This window comes from Enterobacter sp. C3_dUdeg (assembly GCF_057536195.1).
Map to the genome: position 1 here is coordinate 148,758 of NZ_BAAKFX010000004.1, position 17,619 is coordinate 166,376.

General features: G+C 53.9%; 13 protein-coding genes. 6 read left to right on the forward strand and 7 right to left on the reverse strand.

The annotated features are described in order from the left end of the window. Nucleotides 1-36: 36 nt before the first annotated feature. The 4 genes from rarA to lrp form a co-directional block, all read right to left on the reverse strand. Entirely contained in the window at nucleotides 37-1,380 is a 1,344-nt protein-coding gene (gene rarA / locus AC27FC_RS12785) for a replication-associated recombination protein RarA (protein WP_033145084.1), read from the reverse strand. 9 nt (nucleotides 1,381-1,389) lie between these two features. Continuing rightward, nucleotides 1,390-2,004, reverse strand: a complete 615-nt coding sequence (gene lolA / locus AC27FC_RS12790; protein WP_023310983.1) for an outer membrane lipoprotein periplasmic chaperone LolA — start codon at nucleotides 2,002-2,004, stop codon at nucleotides 1,390-1,392. 128 nt (nucleotides 2,005-2,132) lie between these two features. Next, entirely contained in the window at nucleotides 2,133-5,843 is a 3,711-nt protein-coding gene (locus tag AC27FC_RS12795) for a DNA translocase FtsK 4TM domain-containing protein (protein ID WP_094935406.1), read from the reverse strand. Between the two features lie 135 nt (nucleotides 5,844-5,978). Then, the gene (gene lrp / locus AC27FC_RS12800) at nucleotides 5,979-6,473 is read right to left on the reverse strand and encodes a leucine-responsive transcriptional regulator Lrp (protein WP_000228469.1); all 495 of its coding nucleotides are present in this window, start codon (nucleotides 6,471-6,473) and stop codon (nucleotides 5,979-5,981) included. Nucleotides 6,474-7,017: 544 nt separating this feature from the next. Between lrp and trxB the strand changes: the two genes are divergently transcribed. The 5 genes from trxB to infA all read left to right on the forward strand — a co-directional run bounded on the left by trxB (nucleotide 7,018) and on the right by infA (nucleotide 12,841). After that, complete coding sequence (gene trxB / locus AC27FC_RS12805; protein WP_032638969.1) at nucleotides 7,018-7,986, forward strand: thioredoxin-disulfide reductase; 969 nt, start codon at nucleotides 7,018-7,020, stop codon at nucleotides 7,984-7,986. A gap of 114 nt (nucleotides 7,987-8,100) precedes the next feature. Next, entirely contained in the window at nucleotides 8,101-9,867 is a 1,767-nt protein-coding gene (cydD, locus tag AC27FC_RS12810; RefSeq protein WP_196354659.1) for a heme ABC transporter permease/ATP-binding protein CydD, read from the forward strand. Continuing rightward, nucleotides 9,867-11,588 (forward strand): heme ABC transporter ATP-binding protein/permease CydC, encoded by a 1,722-nt coding sequence (cydC, locus tag AC27FC_RS12815; RefSeq protein WP_196354660.1) that lies wholly within the window; start codon nucleotides 9,867-9,869, stop codon nucleotides 11,586-11,588. Before cydD ends, cydC begins: the two co-directional genes overlap by 1 nt. A 45-nt stretch (nucleotides 11,589-11,633) precedes the next feature. Beyond that, nucleotides 11,634-12,338 carry a leucyl/phenylalanyl-tRNA--protein transferase gene (gene aat, locus AC27FC_RS12820; RefSeq protein ID WP_033145080.1) on the forward strand — a complete coding sequence of 235 codons (705 nt, stop codon included), beginning with the start codon at nucleotides 11,634-11,636 and terminating at the stop codon, nucleotides 12,336-12,338. 284 nt (nucleotides 12,339-12,622) lie between these two features. Then, entirely contained in the window at nucleotides 12,623-12,841 is a 219-nt protein-coding gene (gene infA, locus AC27FC_RS12825; protein ID WP_002211347.1) for a translation initiation factor IF-1, read from the forward strand. 170 nt (nucleotides 12,842-13,011) lie between these two features. On the opposite strand, the gene AC27FC_RS12830 is transcribed toward infA, so the two are convergent. Genes AC27FC_RS12830 through AC27FC_RS12840 form a run of 3 tightly spaced genes read right to left on the reverse strand, consistent with a single transcriptional unit; the run spans nucleotide 13,012 to nucleotide 16,114 of the window. After that, on the reverse strand, nucleotides 13,012-13,239 hold the full coding sequence (locus AC27FC_RS12830) for a hypothetical protein (protein WP_232959918.1): 228 nt from the start codon (nucleotides 13,237-13,239) through the stop codon (nucleotides 13,012-13,014). Nucleotides 13,240-13,275: 36 nt separating this feature from the next. Continuing rightward, nucleotides 13,276-14,538, reverse strand: a complete 1,263-nt coding sequence (locus AC27FC_RS12835; protein ID WP_232959916.1) for an aryl-sulfate sulfotransferase — start codon at nucleotides 14,536-14,538, stop codon at nucleotides 13,276-13,278. 22 nt (nucleotides 14,539-14,560) lie between these two features. After that, nucleotides 14,561-16,114 carry a bifunctional metallophosphatase/5'-nucleotidase gene (locus AC27FC_RS12840; RefSeq protein ID WP_033145078.1) on the reverse strand — a complete coding sequence of 518 codons (1,554 nt, stop codon included), beginning with the start codon at nucleotides 16,112-16,114 and terminating at the stop codon, nucleotides 14,561-14,563. 122 nt (nucleotides 16,115-16,236) lie between these two features. Here AC27FC_RS12840 and AC27FC_RS12845 point away from each other — a divergent pair, with 122 nt between their 5' ends. Further along, a complete protein-coding gene (locus AC27FC_RS12845; protein WP_126327549.1) occupies nucleotides 16,237-17,511 on the forward strand; it encodes an IS1 family transposase in 1,275 nt (424 codons plus the stop codon). Nucleotides 17,512-17,619: the final 108 nt, after the last annotated feature.

Sequence of the window (17,619 nt, forward strand, 5' to 3'; positions counted from 1 at the left end):
CAAGGATACATTGCCAACATTACCGCAACGATTGAACTAACGGTAGCGTTTTATAGGGCTATTTTGATCCTGTCCGGCGAGCCAGGTGAGCTTTTCACCAATCTTGCCTTCAAGACCTCTGTTTGTGGGGTGATAATAGCGCGTTTGTGCCATCTCCTGCGGGAAATATTCCTCCCCGGCAGCGTAGGCATTGGGTTCATCATGAGCGTAACGATACTCCTGCCCATACCCCATCTCTTTCATCAGTTTGGTCGGCGCGTTACGCAGGTGAACCGGCACATCGTAGTCCGGACGTTCACGCGCGTCGGACATCGCCGCTTTAAAGGCGGTATAAACCGCATTGCTTTTCGGCGCGCAGGCCAGATAAACAATCGCCTGCGCAATGGCACGTTCGCCTTCCGCAGGTCCAACGCGGGTGAAGCAGTCCCAGGCCGACAGCGCAACCTGCATGGCGCGAGGATCGGCATTGCCGACATCTTCTGACGCAATCGCCAGACAGCGACGCGCGACATATAAAGGATCGCCGCCCGCAGTGATAATGCGCGCGTACCAGTAAAGCGCCGCATCCGGCGCGCTGCCGCGCACGGACTTATGCAGCGCCGAGATCAGGTCGTAAAAACGGTCGCCTTTGTTATCGAAACGCGCGCTGCGCTCCCCCGCAATCTCGGTGAGCAGTTCCGGTTTCAGCACCCGCTTCCCGGCATCGTCGATTTCGGCCATATCGGCCATCATTTCCAGCGTGTTCAGCGCACGCCGCGCATCACCGTTGACCAACTCGGCAATCGCACGACGCGTGTCGTCAGGCAGAACGATATCCTGCCCGCCGTAGCCGCGCGCTTTGTCGTCCATCGCCTGGGTTAGAACCTTTTCGATATCCTCGGTGGTGAGCGATTTGAGCAGGTAAACGCGCGCGCGGGAAAGCAGCGCCGAGTTCAGTTCAAACGATGGGTTTTCGGTGGTCGCACCGATGAAGAAGATCGTGCCGTCTTCAATATGCGGCAGGAAGGCATCCTGCTGGCTCTTGTTGAAGCGGTGGACTTCGTCCACGAAGAGGATGGTACGCCGCCCGGCGTTGCGGTTCTGCCGCGCACGCTCGATCGCCTCACGGATCTCTTTCACGCCGGAGGTGACCGCCGAGATACGTTCAACGTCCGCGTTGGCATAGCGGGCGATAACTTCTGCAAGCGTAGTCTTGCCGGTGCCAGGGGGGCCCCAGAGGATCATGGAGTGAAGATGCCCGGCCTCAATGGCGCGCGGCAATGGCTTACCGGCAGCCAGCAGATGTTGCTGGCCGATGTACTGCGCTAAATTTTCTGGCCGCATACGGGCGGCCAGAGGTTGAAACGCGTTATCTGAAAAATCGAGCGACAGATTGCCCACTCACGCCTCTTACTTATTGCGTTGGTCGTCCACCGTTACGCCCTGCGGCGGGGTAAAGGTGAATTTCGATGCATCAACGGCGCCGTTTTGCTGAGATTTAAGCTGGTAGCTGCTGCGCTGATCGTCCTGCTCAACCGCGCCAAACTGATTAATCGTACCGTTGGTGCTTACGTTAATGGTGAACTGCTTCAGGTTGCCGTTACTGCCTTTCGGCGTCAGGACAAACTCGTCACCCGTCTGTTTAATATTGTACTGCTGCCAGTCGCTGGACTGGTTACGGGCAATCAGCATAAACGGCGTATTGCTGGTGGCATCTTTCAGCCAGGTCGCCGTTGCCTGCTCAACGAACGGGTTGAAGAACCATAAGGTTTTGCCGTCAGACACCAGGATGCTCTCATCCGGCTGGGTCATGTGCCAGTTGAACAGATTTGGGCGTTTTACCCACAAATCTCCCTGACCTTCCTGCACCGCGTTGCCGCTGCCGTCAGTCACTTTTTGCGTGAAGCTGGCGTGGAAGCTGCTTACTTTATCCAGTCGGCTTTTAAGGTCGCTGGCTGCATCAGCCCAGACGCTGCTGGCGACAAAACTGGTGAGTAATGCACAGGCGATGGCGATTTTTTTCATTGTTATTCCTTAAAATACGTCTTCCCGATATGGGGTTTCCGTCTTCTATTCTGGACCTGCCCGAAGGCAGGCGACAGAAGAAAATGCTTAATTTTGGCTGATTTACCCTTCTTTGCAATCGCTGAAGGTTAATCAAACGGCGGCGGCGCCAGCACCTCGCGGTTACCGTTATGCCCCTGCTCGCTCACAATGCCCTGCGCTTCCATCTGCTCGATGATGCGCGCTGCGCGGTTATAGCCGATGCGGAACTGACGCTGCACGCCTGAGATGGACGCTTTGCGTTTTTCGGTAACGAAGTTAACCGCCTGATCGAATAACGGATCCAGCTCTTCGCCGCCGTCGAAGCCACCGCCGCCGCCTTCGCTTTCCGTGTCGCTGGTAATACCGTCAACGTATTGCGGACGACCGCGCGCTTTCCAGTCCTGCACGACGGCGTGAACTTCCTCATCGCGGACGAACGCACCGTGGACACGCACCGGAGAGGTGGAGTTCGGGCCTGAATAGAGCATGTCACCCATACCCAGCAGCGACTCTGCGCCGCCCTGGTCAAGAATGGTACGGGAGTCAATTTTACTGGATACGGTAAAGGCGATACGCGTCGGGATGTTCGCTTTGATAAGACCAGTGATAACGTCCACGGAAGGACGCTGGGTCGCCAGCACAAGGTGAATACCGGCCGCACGCGCTTTCTGCGCCAGACGGGCAATCAACTCTTCTACTTTCTTACCGACGGTCATCATAAGGTCAGCGAATTCATCAACCAGCACGACGATATAAGGCAGTTTTTCCAGCACCGGATGCTGAGCATCCATGCTGTCACCCGGCTTCCAGTAAGGATCCGGGATCGGACGCCCCATGCGCACAGCCTGGGCAATTTTCTCGTTATACCCGGCCAGGTTACGCACGCCCAACGCAGACATCAGCTTGTAGCGGCGTTCCATCTCGTTGACGCTCCAGCGCAGGGCGTTGGCGGCGTCCTTCATATCGGTGACCACTTCGGTCAGCAGATGCGGGATGCCTTCGTAGACCGACAGTTCGAGCATTTTCGGGTCGATCATAATGAAACGCACATCTTCCGGCTGCGCTTTATAGAGCATGCTGAGGATCATGGCGTTCACACCGACAGACTTACCGGAACCGGTGGTACCCGCTACCAGCAGGTGAGGCATTTTGGCGAGATCCGCGACTACCGGATCGCCAGCGATATCTTTACCCAGCACCACGGTCAGCGGGGACGGGTTATCGCGGAATTTGGTGTTATCCAGCACTTCACGCAGGTAGACGGTCTGACGTTTCTTGTTCGGCAGCTCAAGGCCAACGTACGGTTTGCCCGGTATTACTTCCACCACACGTACCGCCACGGTCGAGAGAGAACGCGCCAGGTCGCGGGACAGGTTGGAAATACGCGCGGCTTTAACGCCGGGCGCCAGGTTCAGTTCAAAACGGGTGATCACAGGACCCGGCGAGTAGTTCACCACGTCCGCTTTGATGCGGAAGTCAGCCAGACGCGCTTCAACCAGACGCGCCATCTGCTCCAGCGCGAAAGTATCGACCGGCTCCACTTCTGACGGCGGCGGCGTTAACAGATCCAGAGACGGCAGCGGCGTGCTTGGACGCTGCAGCGGACGGCTGTCACCGTTACGCATCAGCAGCGGGTGAATCAGACTTTCCTGCGGCTGAGGCGCAGGCTGCTGGAACTGCGACGGCTGTGGTGGCTGCTGCGGTTGCTGAACAGATTGATGCGGCTGCGCATACGGCTGTTGAACAGGCTGCTGCGGCTGCGCATAGGCCTGTGGTGCTGGCTGCTGGCGCACAGGCTCAGCTTCCGGCATCACGCTCGGGGTAAATAAAGGCTCGCTAGGGCCATCATCCACCAAATCCTTCATCGGCGAGAATTCAAAATCAGACAGCGAGAACGGATTTGCACCAGCCGGTTGTTCACCGGAATAGCGCTGCTGCTGGGTGGCGGCGAACTGGCGTGCCAGTTCTGCTTCAGCCGCGTCATCTTCGTCTTCCAGCACCGGTTCATCGTGCTGGTATTCATCACCGTAGCGTTGATTCTGCTGCGCGGCGAACTGACGGGCCAGCTCGTCCTGCTGCATTTCATCGGCGTCATCTTCGTACTCAGGCTCGCGCGCTTTCTCTTCCGCCATACGCTGGGAAGGCAGCTTGATGCCATAAGAGGCAAGCTCACGGCGGGTTGGAACGCGAACGCGGTTAGGGCGAGGCAGTTGCGGACCAATCCCCTCCTTCACCTGAGGACGTGGCGCGCCACTGGTTGCCAGGCTAAAAACAGGTGCAGCCACGGCAGCGGCCGCGGTAGCCTGCTTCACGCTTTCCGCTACGGGTGCGACTGCAGGCGTCGGGTCGATCGGTGGAACGGAAACAGAAGGCGCTTTCGTCACCGGCTCCTGCACCGGTTCAGGCACAGGCTGGTACCAGGCCGCCAGCTGCTCGCGTTCACGCGCGCGACGCTCTTCAACTTCTTCAAAATAGTACATCGGCGGACGAGAGGGTTTTACCTCTTCCACGATTTCAGGTTCAGGCTGCGGCTCTACATAAGGCTGCACAGGTTCAACCGGTTCAGGCACATACTCCTGATAAGGTTGGGCCACAGGCTGTTCATAGTGCGGGGACTCTTGCGGTTCATATGCAGGCTGCGGCGGCTGATATGGCTGCTGCCACTGCTCCTGCTGCACAGGGATGTAGCTTTCAGGTTCAGGCGCGATAACCGGCTCCGGCGTGTGAACGCCTGGCGCAGTCTGCCAGTCAACCTGAGGCTGCTGAATAACGGATTCCGGCGGCGAAACCGGCGCGGATGGCGTCACGGCCCCGACAGGCGCGGCATACGCCTGCGCAGCGGTCGTCGCGGCTGCGGCGGCTGCAACCGGCTCGGTAACCGAATGGCCATTTAACAGCGGATCGTATTCGTCGAAGTCACCCGGAGTGGCCCGGCTGCCGGAGAAGAGCACATCGTCAGGATCGACGGCGACACCCGCAGCGCGATACGCCACCTGCTCGTCTTCATCCATGCGCTTACCGGAGAAGAGCGCCGCATCGGTTTTACGACCCAGCGGATTGGCAAATTTTTCAGCAACACGCTGGCGACGCGCCAGCGCGCCGCGCAAAATACGCGCACGACGAGACTCGCGACGCTGCACAGGCGCGTCATCTTCCTCTTCATCTTCGTATTCGTCTTCATCAACCCACGTATCGTCACGGCGGGTACGGTTGCTGGCGAAAGTCAGAATGGTGAGGATAAAACTTCCGATCTTCTCAGCAATGCTCACCCAGGACCAGCCGGTAAACAGCGTCAGCCCGGCCGCCCAGATGCACAGCAGCGCCAGCGTGCCGCCGCTGCTGTGCAGCATCGGCTGCAGCGCAGAACTGAGTAAACTGCCGATCACTCCGCCAGAGGCGAAGTACCAGATATCATCCGCATTGATTGCCGCCAGCCCGCACGAGGTGAGGATCAGCGCCAGCGCGCCAATCAGGCGCAGCGACACGGCAAAATAGTCGATGTAATCATCGTTCTGACGATGACGCCACGCAAACCAGCATCCGCCAATGATAATGACGGGAAGGGTGTAGGCCATCACACCGAAAATGAAGAACAGCGTGTCCGCAAGCCAGGCACCGGGGACACCGCCTAAATTATGGATAGGCTCATGCCATGCAGTTTGTGACCAGCTGGGATCTGAGGGGTTGAAACTGAGTAAGGCTGCCATCAGCCAGACGGCAAAAAGGGCAATAACAATCAGCAAAGCCTCGAGGAGACGACGTCCGCTGCTTAGCTTCGATAGTGTGACTTCTTTGTCTTCAGTGTATTCCTGGCTCAAAAAAGGCTCTCCAGGTATCAGGCATATCCTGCCTTTTTGCTAAAACGGACAACAGCGCCGGGACTCCCCGGCACTGTTGCTGTATGGATTAACAGGAGTGTAATCAAACTACGCTGATTTTGCACCTGTTCCGTGTTAGCGCGTCTTAATAACCAGACGATTGCTCTGTTTGACCTCTTCCATCACCACATACGTACGGGTGTCGTTCACGCCTGGCAGACGCAGCAGGGTTTCCCCCAGCAGCTTACGGTAGGCGGACATATCAGGCACACGGGTTTTCAACAGGTAGTCGAAATCACCGGACACCAGATGACACTCTTGAATTTCTTCAAGTTTTTGTACAGCGGCGTTAAATTGCTCAAACACATCCGGCGCACCACGATTCAGAGTAATCTCAACAAATACCAGAAGTGAGGCATCCAGATAATGCGGGTTCAGCAGAGCAGTATAGCCCTGAATGAAACCCTGTCTTTCCAGTCGGCGCACACGCTCAAGGCACGGCGTCGGGGAAAGTCCCACACGTTTTGAAAGCTCGACGTTGGAAATACGCCCATCCTTTTGCAATTCATTAAGAATGTTACGATCGATACGGTCGAGATCTTTGCCAGGGCGCTTCTTGCTATCTACCATTATTATTGTCTCTCTGTATTCCTTCCCTACTCCTGCCTGGACCCTGTGCACATCACTGTTCAGAGCCTGTACCCGTTAGTCATCACATCGCCTGGTTTTGTATTAGACGCGATGCGGATTCGGGTTCTGTTGGTAAGAAGACCGTTGCCCTAAGGCAGTCACCGACATCACGTATGGCGTCTGTCCACGCCATGCGTAGATTTCACTGACACGGTAAAAATGGCATTTACGTGCATGCCTATGCGGCATACGGTTAACGCGGTTTTTTTTCTTCCTTGAATGTTTTCGCAAAAGCGCAGGGGATTGTCAAAGCAAAACATCGTTTTTTAGTACAACATGCCGGATATTCATTACGGCAGGGTATTAATCCTCATTTTATTGCCTTACAAACGACCGGTTTTCAGGCGAAAGCGTGATGTTATAGCGCCTCATTCATCGCTCGTGGCTATTACACAGATTGATATCAAAATTGCTGCGCTCTTTTTTTACGACAACAAATTCCCTACAATCCAGCCAAATGTCTGCCAACAACAATGGGGATCTCATGGGCACGGCCAAACACAGTAAGCTGCTAATCCTTGGTTCTGGACCTGCGGGATATACCGCAGCGGTCTATGCTGCACGCGCTAACCTGCACCCGGTACTCATCACCGGCATGGAAAAAGGCGGTCAGCTGACCACCACCACCGAAGTGGAAAACTGGCCAGGGGACCCGAACGACCTGACCGGGCCGCTGCTGATGGAACGTATGCACGAGCATGCCGCTAAATTCGAAACTGAAATTCTGTTCGACCACATCAATAAGGTCGATCTGCAGAACCGTCCGTTCCGCCTGACGGGCGACAGCGGCGAATACACCTGTGACGCGCTGATCATCGCCACCGGCGCCTCTGCCCGTTACCTCGGCCTGCCATCTGAAGAAGCGTTCAAAGGCCGCGGCGTCTCTGCCTGCGCAACCTGTGACGGTTTCTTCTACCGTAATCAGAAAGTCGCGGTCATCGGCGGCGGCAACACCGCAGTGGAAGAAGCGCTCTACCTGGCGAACATTGCCTCTGAAGTGCACTTGATCCACCGTCGCGAAACCTTCCGCGCGGAGAAGATCCTGATCAAACGTCTGATGGATAAAGTGGCCAGCGGCAACATCGTGCTGCACACCAACCGTACCCTGGAAGAGGTGACGGGCGACCAGATGGGCGTTGCCGGTCTGCGTATTCGTGATACCCAGAACACCGATAACGTCGAAACGCTTGAAGTGGCGGGTCTGTTCGTGGCGATCGGTCACAGCCCGAACACCGCGATCTTCGACGGTCAGCTGGAGCTGGAAAACGGCTACATCAAAGTGCAGTCCGGCATTCACGGTAACGCGACCCAGACCAGCATCCCGGGCGTGTTCGCGGCTGGCGACGTGATGGACCATATTTATCGTCAGGCGATTACCTCTGCGGGCACCGGCTGTATGGCCGCGCTGGACGCTGAACGCTACCTCGATGGACTGGCTGAACAAGGTAAATAATCTTTACAAGTCAGTAACAAACGTAAATAAAGGCGGCGATAAGTCGCCTTTATTGTCTCCCCGTTGTAACATTGCGCTGCCCAATTTCTAATAACGTCACCTGCAAAGTACGCAATGGAAAAAACCCGTCAACAAGAGTTAACACGCTGGCTGAAACAGCAAAGCGTTATTTCCCGCCGCTGGCTTACGATTTCCCGTCTCCTGGGGTTCGTTAGCGGTCTGTTGATTGTTGCCCAGGCATGGCTGCTGGCCCGCATTCTTAATCACATGATCATGGAGAACATCCCGCGCGAAGCGCTGTTGCTGCCTTTTATTGTCCTGATCCTGATTTTTATCCTGCGCGCCTGGGTGGTGTGGCTGCGTGAGCGCGTCGGTTTTCACGCCGGACAGCACATCCGCTACGAGATCCGTCGTCAGGTGCTCGATCGCCTTCAGGAAGCCGGGCCCGCGTGGATCCAGGGTAAACCAGCCGGTAGCTGGGCGACGCTGATCCTTGAGCAGATTGACGATATGCACGACTACTATGCGCGCTATCTGCCGCAAATGGCCCTTGCCGTCTTCGTTCCGCTGCTGATCGTGATCGCCATCTTCCCGGTGAACTGGATGGCTGCGCTGATTCTGATGGGCACCGCCCCGCTGATCCCGCTGTTTATGGCGCTGGTCGGCATGGGGGCAGCGGATGCCAACCGCCGTAACTTCCTGGCACTGGGTCGCCTGAGCGGCCATTTCCTCGATCGTCTTCGAGGCATGGAGACGTTACGCATTTTTGGCCGCGGTGAAGCAGAAACCGAAAACATTCGCCAGGCATCGCAAGACTTCCGTCAGCGCACCATGGAAGTGCTACGCCTTGCCTTCTTGTCCTCCGGTGTACTGGAATTCTTTACCTCGCTGTCGATTGCCCTCGTGGCGGTCTACTTCGGCTTCTCCTATCTCGGCGCGCTGGATTTCGGCCATTACGGCACGGCGGTAACCCTTTCTGCCGGCTTCCTGGCGCTGATCCTGGCCCCGGAGTTTTTCCAGCCGCTTCGCGATCTGGGAACCTTCTATCACGCCAAAGCGCAGGCAGTTGGCGCAGCCGATAGTCTGAAAACGTTCCTGGAAACGCCGCTGGCACACCCGGAGCGGGGTGACGTGACGCTGAATGCTAAAGACCCCGTGACGATTGAAGCGCAGGACTTTTCTATTCTGTCACCCGAAGGCAAAGTGCTCGCGGGTCCGCTGAACTTTACCTTACCTGCCGGACAACGGGTGGTGCTCGTCGGCACCAGCGGTTCCGGTAAAAGCTCGCTGCTGAATGCGCTATCCGGCTTTATGGCCTACACGGGTTCACTGCGGATCAACAAAACCGAACTGCGCAACCTCGATCCAGACGCCTGGCGTAAACAGCTCAGCTGGGTCGGACAAAACCCGCAGCTTCCAGCCTCTACGCTGCGTGAAAACGTCCTGCTGGCGCGCCCGGACGCGCGTGAAGATGAACTGCAATCGGTGCTCGACCGCGCCTGGGTCAGCGAGTTTCTGCCGCTGCTTCCGCAGGGGGTAGATACCGTGGTCGGCGATCAGTCCGCCGGGCTGTCGGTCGGACAGGCGCAGCGCGTAGCCGTTGCCCGCGCGCTGCTTAACCCATGCCAGCTGATGCTGCTGGATGAGCCCGCCGCCAGCCTGGACGCCCACAGCGAACAGCGCGTAATGGAGGCCCTGAACGCCGCCTCCCGGCAGCAAACCACCCTGATGGTCACCCATCAGCTGGAGGGGATTGCCGACTGGGACCAGATCTGGGTCATGGAGAACGGCCGTATTGTTGAGCAAGGCGATTACGCCTCTCTCGTTGCCGTGCAGGGACCGTTTGCCGCCCTGCTGGCGAACCGTCAGGAGGACATCTGATGCGTGCTCTGCTGCCTTATCTTGCGCTCTATAAACGCCACAAATGGATGCTGACGCTGGGGATTGTGCTGGCGATTGTCACGCTGCTCGCCAGCATTGGCCTGCTCACGCTTTCCGGCTGGTTCCTGTCGGCCTCGGCCGTCGCGGGCTTTGCCGGTTTATACAGCTTCAACTATATGCTCCCGGCTGCCGGTGTTCGCGGTACCGCCATCACCCGTACTGCCGGTCGCTATTTCGAACGCCTGGTCAGCCACGACGCCACTTTCCGCGTGCTGCAGCACCTGCGCATCTACACCTTTAGCAAACTGCTGCCCCTCTCCCCTGCCGGGCTGGCGCGTTTTCGTCAGGGTGAGTTACTTAACCGTGTCGTTGCGGATGTCGACACGCTGGATCACCTGTACCTGCGCGTGATTTCCCCGATCGTGGGCGCGTTTGTGGTGATTGTGGTGGTCACGCTGGGGCTGTCTGTTCTGGATGTTTCCGTTGCGCTGACGCTGGGCGGGATCATGCTGCTGACGCTCATCATTCTGCCGCCGCTGTTTTACCGCGTCGGGAAATCCACCGGGGAAAACCTGACGCGCCTGCGCGGGGACTACCGTCAGCAGCTCACCTCCTGGCTTCAGGGGCAGGCAGAGCTGACGATTTTTGGCGCCAGCAAGCGCTATCGCGCCCGCATGGAAAGTACGGAGCTTAACTGGCATGAGGCCCAGCGCCGCCAGTCGGAGCTGACGGCCTTCTCTCAGGCGCTGATGATGTTAATCGGCGGCGTGGCGGTGATTGCCATGCTGTGGCTGGCTTCCGGCGATGTCGGGGGGAATTCACAGCCGGGTCCTCTTATTGCCCTTTTCGTCTTCTGCGCGCTGGCGGCGTTTGAGGCGCTGGCCCCGGTAACGGGCGCCTTCCAGCATCTGGGCCAGGTGATCGCCTCTGCCCTGCGCATCACGCAGATTGCCAAGCAGGAGCCTGAAGTCACGTTCAGTGCCGGGCAGACCGCGGTACCAGAGCAGGTTGCGCTGACGCTTGAAGATGTCACCTTCGCCTATAACAAACAGGCGCAGAACGCGCTGGACGGTATCAACCTTTCTGTTAATGCAGGACAGCGGATGGCGATCCTCGGCCGTACCGGCTGCGGTAAATCGACGCTGCTGCAGTTGCTGACCCGCGCCTGGGATCCGCAGCGCGGCCAGATTCGTTTTAATAACACGTTGCTGACTGATTTCAACGAGCAGGCCCTGCGCAAGACGGTGAGCGTCGTTCCGCAGCGCGTGCATCTGTTTAGCGCCACACTGCGCGATAACCTGCTGCTGGCCGCGCCAGAGGCCTCTGATGATGCGCTTCGCGCCGTGCTGGAGCAGGTCGGACTGCAAAAACTGCTTGAGGACGACGGGCTAAACAGCTGGCTGGGCGAAGGCGGCCGTCAGCTGTCCGGCGGTGAACTGCGCCGTCTGGCAATTGCGCGCGCGCTGCTGCACGATGCGCCGCTGATGCTGCTCGACGAACCCACCGAGGGGCTGGATGCCACCACCGAGAGCCAAATCCTTGATTTGCTGGCGAATGTCATGACCGGCAAAACCGTGCTGATGGTCACACACCGCCTGCGCGGACTGGCGAGTTTTGATCGGATAATTGTGATGGACAACGGACACATTATTGAGCAAGGTAGTCACGCAGAGCTGTTGGCGAAACAGGGTCGCTACTACCAGTTTAAACAGCGTCTGTAGACTATATTTGTAGCGTCCTTACTCGCGTACTGGAGTTTTGCTGTCATGCGCCTGGTCCAGCTTTCTCGTCATAACATCGCGTTCCCTTCTCCGGAAGGGGCGCTGCGTGAGCCCAACGGGCTGCTGGCCCTTGGTGGTGACCTCAGTCCCGCACGGCTTTTAATGGCGTACCAGCGCGGTATATTCCCCTGGTTTTCTCCCGGCGATCCGATTTTATGGTGGTCCCCCGATCCGCGTGCCGTGCTGTGGCCAGCGCAGTTTCACGCGAGCCGCAGCATGAAGCGTTTCCATGCGAAATCACCCTACCGCGTCACCCTCAACCACGCCTTTGGTCAGGTCATTGAAGGCTGCGCTGAAGACCGCTATGAAGGGACATGGATAACCCGCGATATCATTACTGCCTACCACCAGCTCCATGAGCTTGGCTACGCCCACTCCATCGAGGTGTGGGAAGGCGGAGCACTCGTCGGCGGCATGTACGGCGTGGCGCAAGGCACGCTATTTTGCGGCGAGTCGATGTTCTCTCGTGCGGTTAACGCCTCGAAAACCGCACTGCTGGTCTTCTGCGAGGCGTTTGCCCAGCGCGGTGGACGCCTGATCGATTGTCAGGTGCTCAACGAGCACACGGCCTCGCTGGGTGCTGTTGAAATCCCGCGACGCCAGTACATCGAACATCTCGATACCTGCCGTCAGGAGAAGCTCCCGCGCGACTTCTGGATACCGAGAACGCTCTTTATGCCCAATGCCTAAATGTTTTCCGCATATTTTTTGTGAGGGTGTTATAATTATGCCGCAGAGTAGCTTCTGCCTGTTGCCCCGCCGCCGTTTGGGACCCTCGCTTCAGATAACGTCCTGACGTTTATCCTGTTGTCTCCCCTTTACGAATGCGCTTCCTGTTCGGTTGTACCGTGACGCTTGGGCAATGCGCCGAAACTGTTTTGCTGCGTTTTAATCGCGCAATTCTTTACTTAATTGATGAATTTCGGCATTATCTTGCCGGTTCAAAACTTGGTAGTGATACCCCAGAGGATTAGATGGCCAAAGAAGACAATATTGAAATGCAGGGTACCGTACTTGATACGTTGCCTAATACCATGTTTCGCGTAGAGCTGGAAAACGGTCACGTGGTAACTGCGCACATCTCCGGTAAAATGCGCAAAAACTACATCCGCATTTTGACGGGCGACAAAGTGACTGTTGAACTGACCCCGTACGACCTGAGCAAAGGCCGCATTGTCTTCCGTAGTCGCTAATTGTTTTCGCCTATAATGGCAGATGAATATTAATTAAGGCCGGGATTTTCCCGGCCTTACTTTTTTGTGCTGCAGGCTATTATTTGAACAATTATTTGTCCGTTCGATTCAGCGTCAGGGCTGTCTGTTCGACAGCAATGCCCTTTTAATGGCTGTGTCTGGCTATGCTATCAGCCGTTTGCCACCTGATAACCTATATTTATCAAAGCATCAAGCTCGTCTTTTGCAAACAACCTTGCCCGGTAGCATTCACCAGAGAACTCTGGATAGCCATCCATCGAGCAAATCAGATCGTAGATTGTGGCAATAATATGGCCAGTTGCATCGCTGATAAAGAAAGAGCGTGCGTGGTTGGTGTAGATGCCATAGTAGTCACCATAATCTATTGCTGCCCCCATAAAATCAGTGACCTGAGGAACACGATCGGAGGGTAACTAGATAATGCTACCTGCCTGGGTTGCTGTATTGGCGACGAGATCAACAGCATAGAACATGACTCTCGCAGGATCGGTTTTGTAAGAATCAATTGTTGAATCACGTGTAATATCTCGAGTAACCGCATTGCCTTCATTATCAACGCAGGAGCGATTATCAAAGAGCGAAAGAACAAATTTTCCTTCAGTCTCATTGCTTAACCCAGCAAAAGCGCTATTTTTAGTGACGAATACGGTATGAGCGCCATTTTCAAAACTCTCAATACCGGAAGTATCTATCTGCGTAACGCCCTGTCCTGCTGCGAAATTACTGTTAAATCCCCCGGTATTAATACTCCATAATATCTTGCCGTCGGCAGGAGAAATACCAAACGTCAGGCCTGCAGAGCGAGTATGGACAACAATCGCTTCAGCATTTGCCTCGCCTGCGGGGATCCAGGAAAGCGAGTTAAGGTGAGCATCGTTTGTGGGGCTATTATTCAGGATCTGAGTATTATCAAATGCACGGGTATAATTTTTTGCCCACAGCATCACGCCTGTCTTTTCATCAAATTTTAAAATTGATGCGTCCTGTCTCATCGTATTGGTCGAACGGTCCGGGTTATCATTACCAATCATGAAAAGATTATCGGCGGAATCCCAAATCAGATCGTGGGTGTTAGCATAGCGGTTACCATCGCGGTCACGTAAATCAAACTCCAGAATCTCGTTGCCCAAAATATCGATTTTGAAAAAGCGTCGCCCATACCAGTGTTCATCTTCATCACTGCCGATATAGAAATAACCATTATGCGTTTTTAGCATCTGATTACGGTAGGGCTGAGCATAATAGCAGCGAAGATCGCCGTTCCGGTCGTAGCCATCACAATTGGTAGTCATTAACCAACTGTTTCCCCATACGGTCGTGAAGTTAGCGGGATCCGTTTGCTCAATATCGATATGGAAAATTGTCCCATCGCGGTAGAGTTGTTCCTGTGTGCTTACCTGGATGGTTTGATTAAAAACTTCCACTCCGCTAAGGTTTTTAAAGATAACCTGCACATGGTTAAGGTAGTTTGCATACAGTCCAATAACCGGAATTTTTATCTCAGGTAAAGAGACAATGTCATTTGATGAATACGTAAAGTCTAAACTTGTCGTGCTAGTCGATCTTCCCAGTACCGTATAGGAATATGTTATCGCCTCATCAATTATAAACTTCAGATAGACCGCAAGCTGGTTGTTAGCAGGGGCGAGTTCCATTCCAAGATAGGTAATTGCCATATTATTCACCTGTTGTTAATTATTACTGTGTAACTTCTTTTACTCGCATCTCATTCACCTGTTGGGGAATGATCTTATTTCCTTTCACCAGATAATCAATAACCGCATTGGAAAGGTTATATCCACCTTTTACCTGTTTGTTCTGACCATCAATGAATGCAGTAAAGCCATCGCCACCAGGAGCAAGGAAACTATTTGTCGCTACGCGATAGGTTTCAGAGTCTACAATTGGCTTGCCATTAAGCGTAAGTAGCACAACGCGTTGCCCGACAGGTTTATGTTGGTCGTAGCGCATCTCCAGTCCTTTCGACATCTGCAAAACACCGTTAGTGAGTGACGCACTATGCTCCATAAGATTTCGTAAGGATTTCCCATTCAAATCCATTACGGTTAGCTCATTTGGAAAAGGGAACGCGCTAATAACATCGCCGAGGGTTATCGGACCGGCATTCAAATCAGCCCGCAGACCACCTGAATTAGTGAGCGCCAGTTGCGCATCAGGCGCAGCGGCAAGCATTGCATCGGTAAATAAATTGCCCAGCGAAGATGATTCCCCGTAGGCGCGCGTAAGCGTAACAGGCGTCTCTCCAACTTTTTGGCGAACCGTTTCGGAGAGCTTTTTATTCCAGCTATCAATAACACTCTGAGTTGCCGGATCGGGTTTCCATTCATCAGCATAAAGGGTCTTAAGTTCGAAGCTTTTTATTTTGTTGTGATGTTTTTTTAGATCCACATCCAGGACCAGTTTACCAATATCAATCCCACCACTGTCAGTCGAAAGCACCAGCGTGTTACCTACTTTAAGCGGCTCCGGCGTTCCAACATGCGCATGTCCGGTAATCAGAATATCCAGTCCTTTCACCTGCTTCGCCGTCTGGATATCCTTATCAAGGGCGCGTTTGACATCAGTATTGCCGATACTGGACTGGCGTGCAGGGAAACCTTCATGCATGAGTGCAACGGTTATATCTACTTTTCCACGTAGTTCATCCAGATAACGCTGGAGATATTTCACCTCGTCACGCGCTTCAATGCCCTGACGCATTGACGATGAAACGGTGTCATCGAAAGCAAACACGCCATGCAACCCAATGACCCCAATTTTAACGCCATCCTTTTCAAGGATTGTATACGGCTTATTCCAGAAAAGGACATTACTATTTTTATAAAACACGTTACCTAACAGTATCGGGAATTTAGCCTGACTGAGCTGTATCAGCGTATTATCCCAACCATGGTCGAACTCATGATTGCCGACAGACGCAGCATCAAATGACATTGTATTCATAATATCTATGATTGCCCGCCCTTTTGTCAGGCTGCTAATGTATGGACCGGTAAAGTAATCTCCAGCATCGAAATAAAAAGTAGCCTTATTCTTTTGCTTTTCTTGCTTGACGTAAGTCGCAATATTTGCGAAGCCACCGACAGCTCTTTTACCTTCTGCAACATAAGGAAGTTTATAGGGCTCAACATGTGCATGCAGGTCATTGGTATAAATGACGGTAACGTCCTGCGCTGGACTTAGCGAAGCATATCCCGATAGTAATAAAACCGCGATTACTGTTTTTTTCATTTTTTAACTCTCGAATTAAAGAAAGAACTTCATTATCGATTAGCAAAAAACAGATTTTGTGAACCTTCTCACGACATATGGAAAAGGGAGACGCGAAAATTTGCGACTAACAGAATCAGTTGGTGAAGCACATGGAATCCGCTCCAAAAATAGATCTCAATGTTTGTAAAAGCTGGTCATGTCCAAATCTCGGCATACCAGATGCGAGTGATTATGTTTTTCCTGTTTATCGTCTGGGCTACGCTGCACTTGAATGTCAAAAATGTGGCAGTCTTCCTCCACTGTTTAATACCAAAGAATGTGACGAGTGGTTCAGTCAATTCATGCAACGAAAATTAGGAAATACAGGACAAGGTTGTCCCCGCTGTTTTACAGCGCACATCATTCGCTATGGATACACAAAAGCCAGAACACCCCGCTTTCAATGTTGCACCTGTCGTTATGTATTTACTCCACACTATGACAATGCTGTAGGCCTGAATAAAAATATCACCCTTCTTTCCCAGCTCGAACAAGGGGTGCACTCTGGTGAAACGACAAACCAAAGGGTCCTTGCGCAAGCGGTTAACGGTTTCGAACACGATCTGCATGTTTCACTCCCTGCGCTAACAAGGGTGTCAACGACCACAATGGTTATACCGTTTCAGGGTCATTCTGCGAGGCAGAAACTGTATGTTGTGATCAGTGCCGATGCTGACTCCGGCAAAATTATTCAAGTAACAACCAACTATTGCGACTGGAAGGCAGGTAATTCATTGCTCTATCAGGGTTCTAAGTCTTTCCCTTCTTCGATACTACCGTCGAGCGATACCGATCTTATTCGGGAGCAAGAGATGCAATTTCTTAAACGGAGCCAATTTGATGAAATTCAGTACGGTAGTGCCGAGCTTAAGCGAAACGACCGGGGAAGCATGGTCCGTCCTGTCATTACCATACACAGTCATTTCCAGAGATTAAAACGACGCTTCCCGGGTGTAACCGATCATTATCTCGCCCATGAGTGCGTTTTGCGCGGCGGCGCTATAACTGCCTGGTCAACAGAAGTCCGACTTGGGAAAACCGATCTTTGGTTTGTGTCTGAAAATATTGAAAACGCCAACCTCTCTGACAAAGCATTTTGCCTTACTGGTAGCTGGAAAATGGGATGGTGGAAAAATGTGTGGCAGCGTTGGGATAATGGCGAGATATGCAAGATGATTGGCCTGCTGACCGGACAGCAAAGTACAGCGGAGCCCGCGTTGATTTCACTTGCATCCTGCACTGCATTTGCTGTCTGGCTGAAATCCCATCCATGGTCATTACAGTGTCATAACTTTGGGGCGCGGGTAGTGAGCCAGCATTTAGTGGGTCTTGGCTGTATTTATAACCAACAGATAAAGGAAAATTCAGGCCGTTAAGGGCTACATAACGCGAGCTGTACGGCAGCGAACTGAAAGCGAACTGCACTATTTTTTATTGTCATCAAAAGTTATTAACGTCTTCCTGTAACACCCACTTTTACGAAG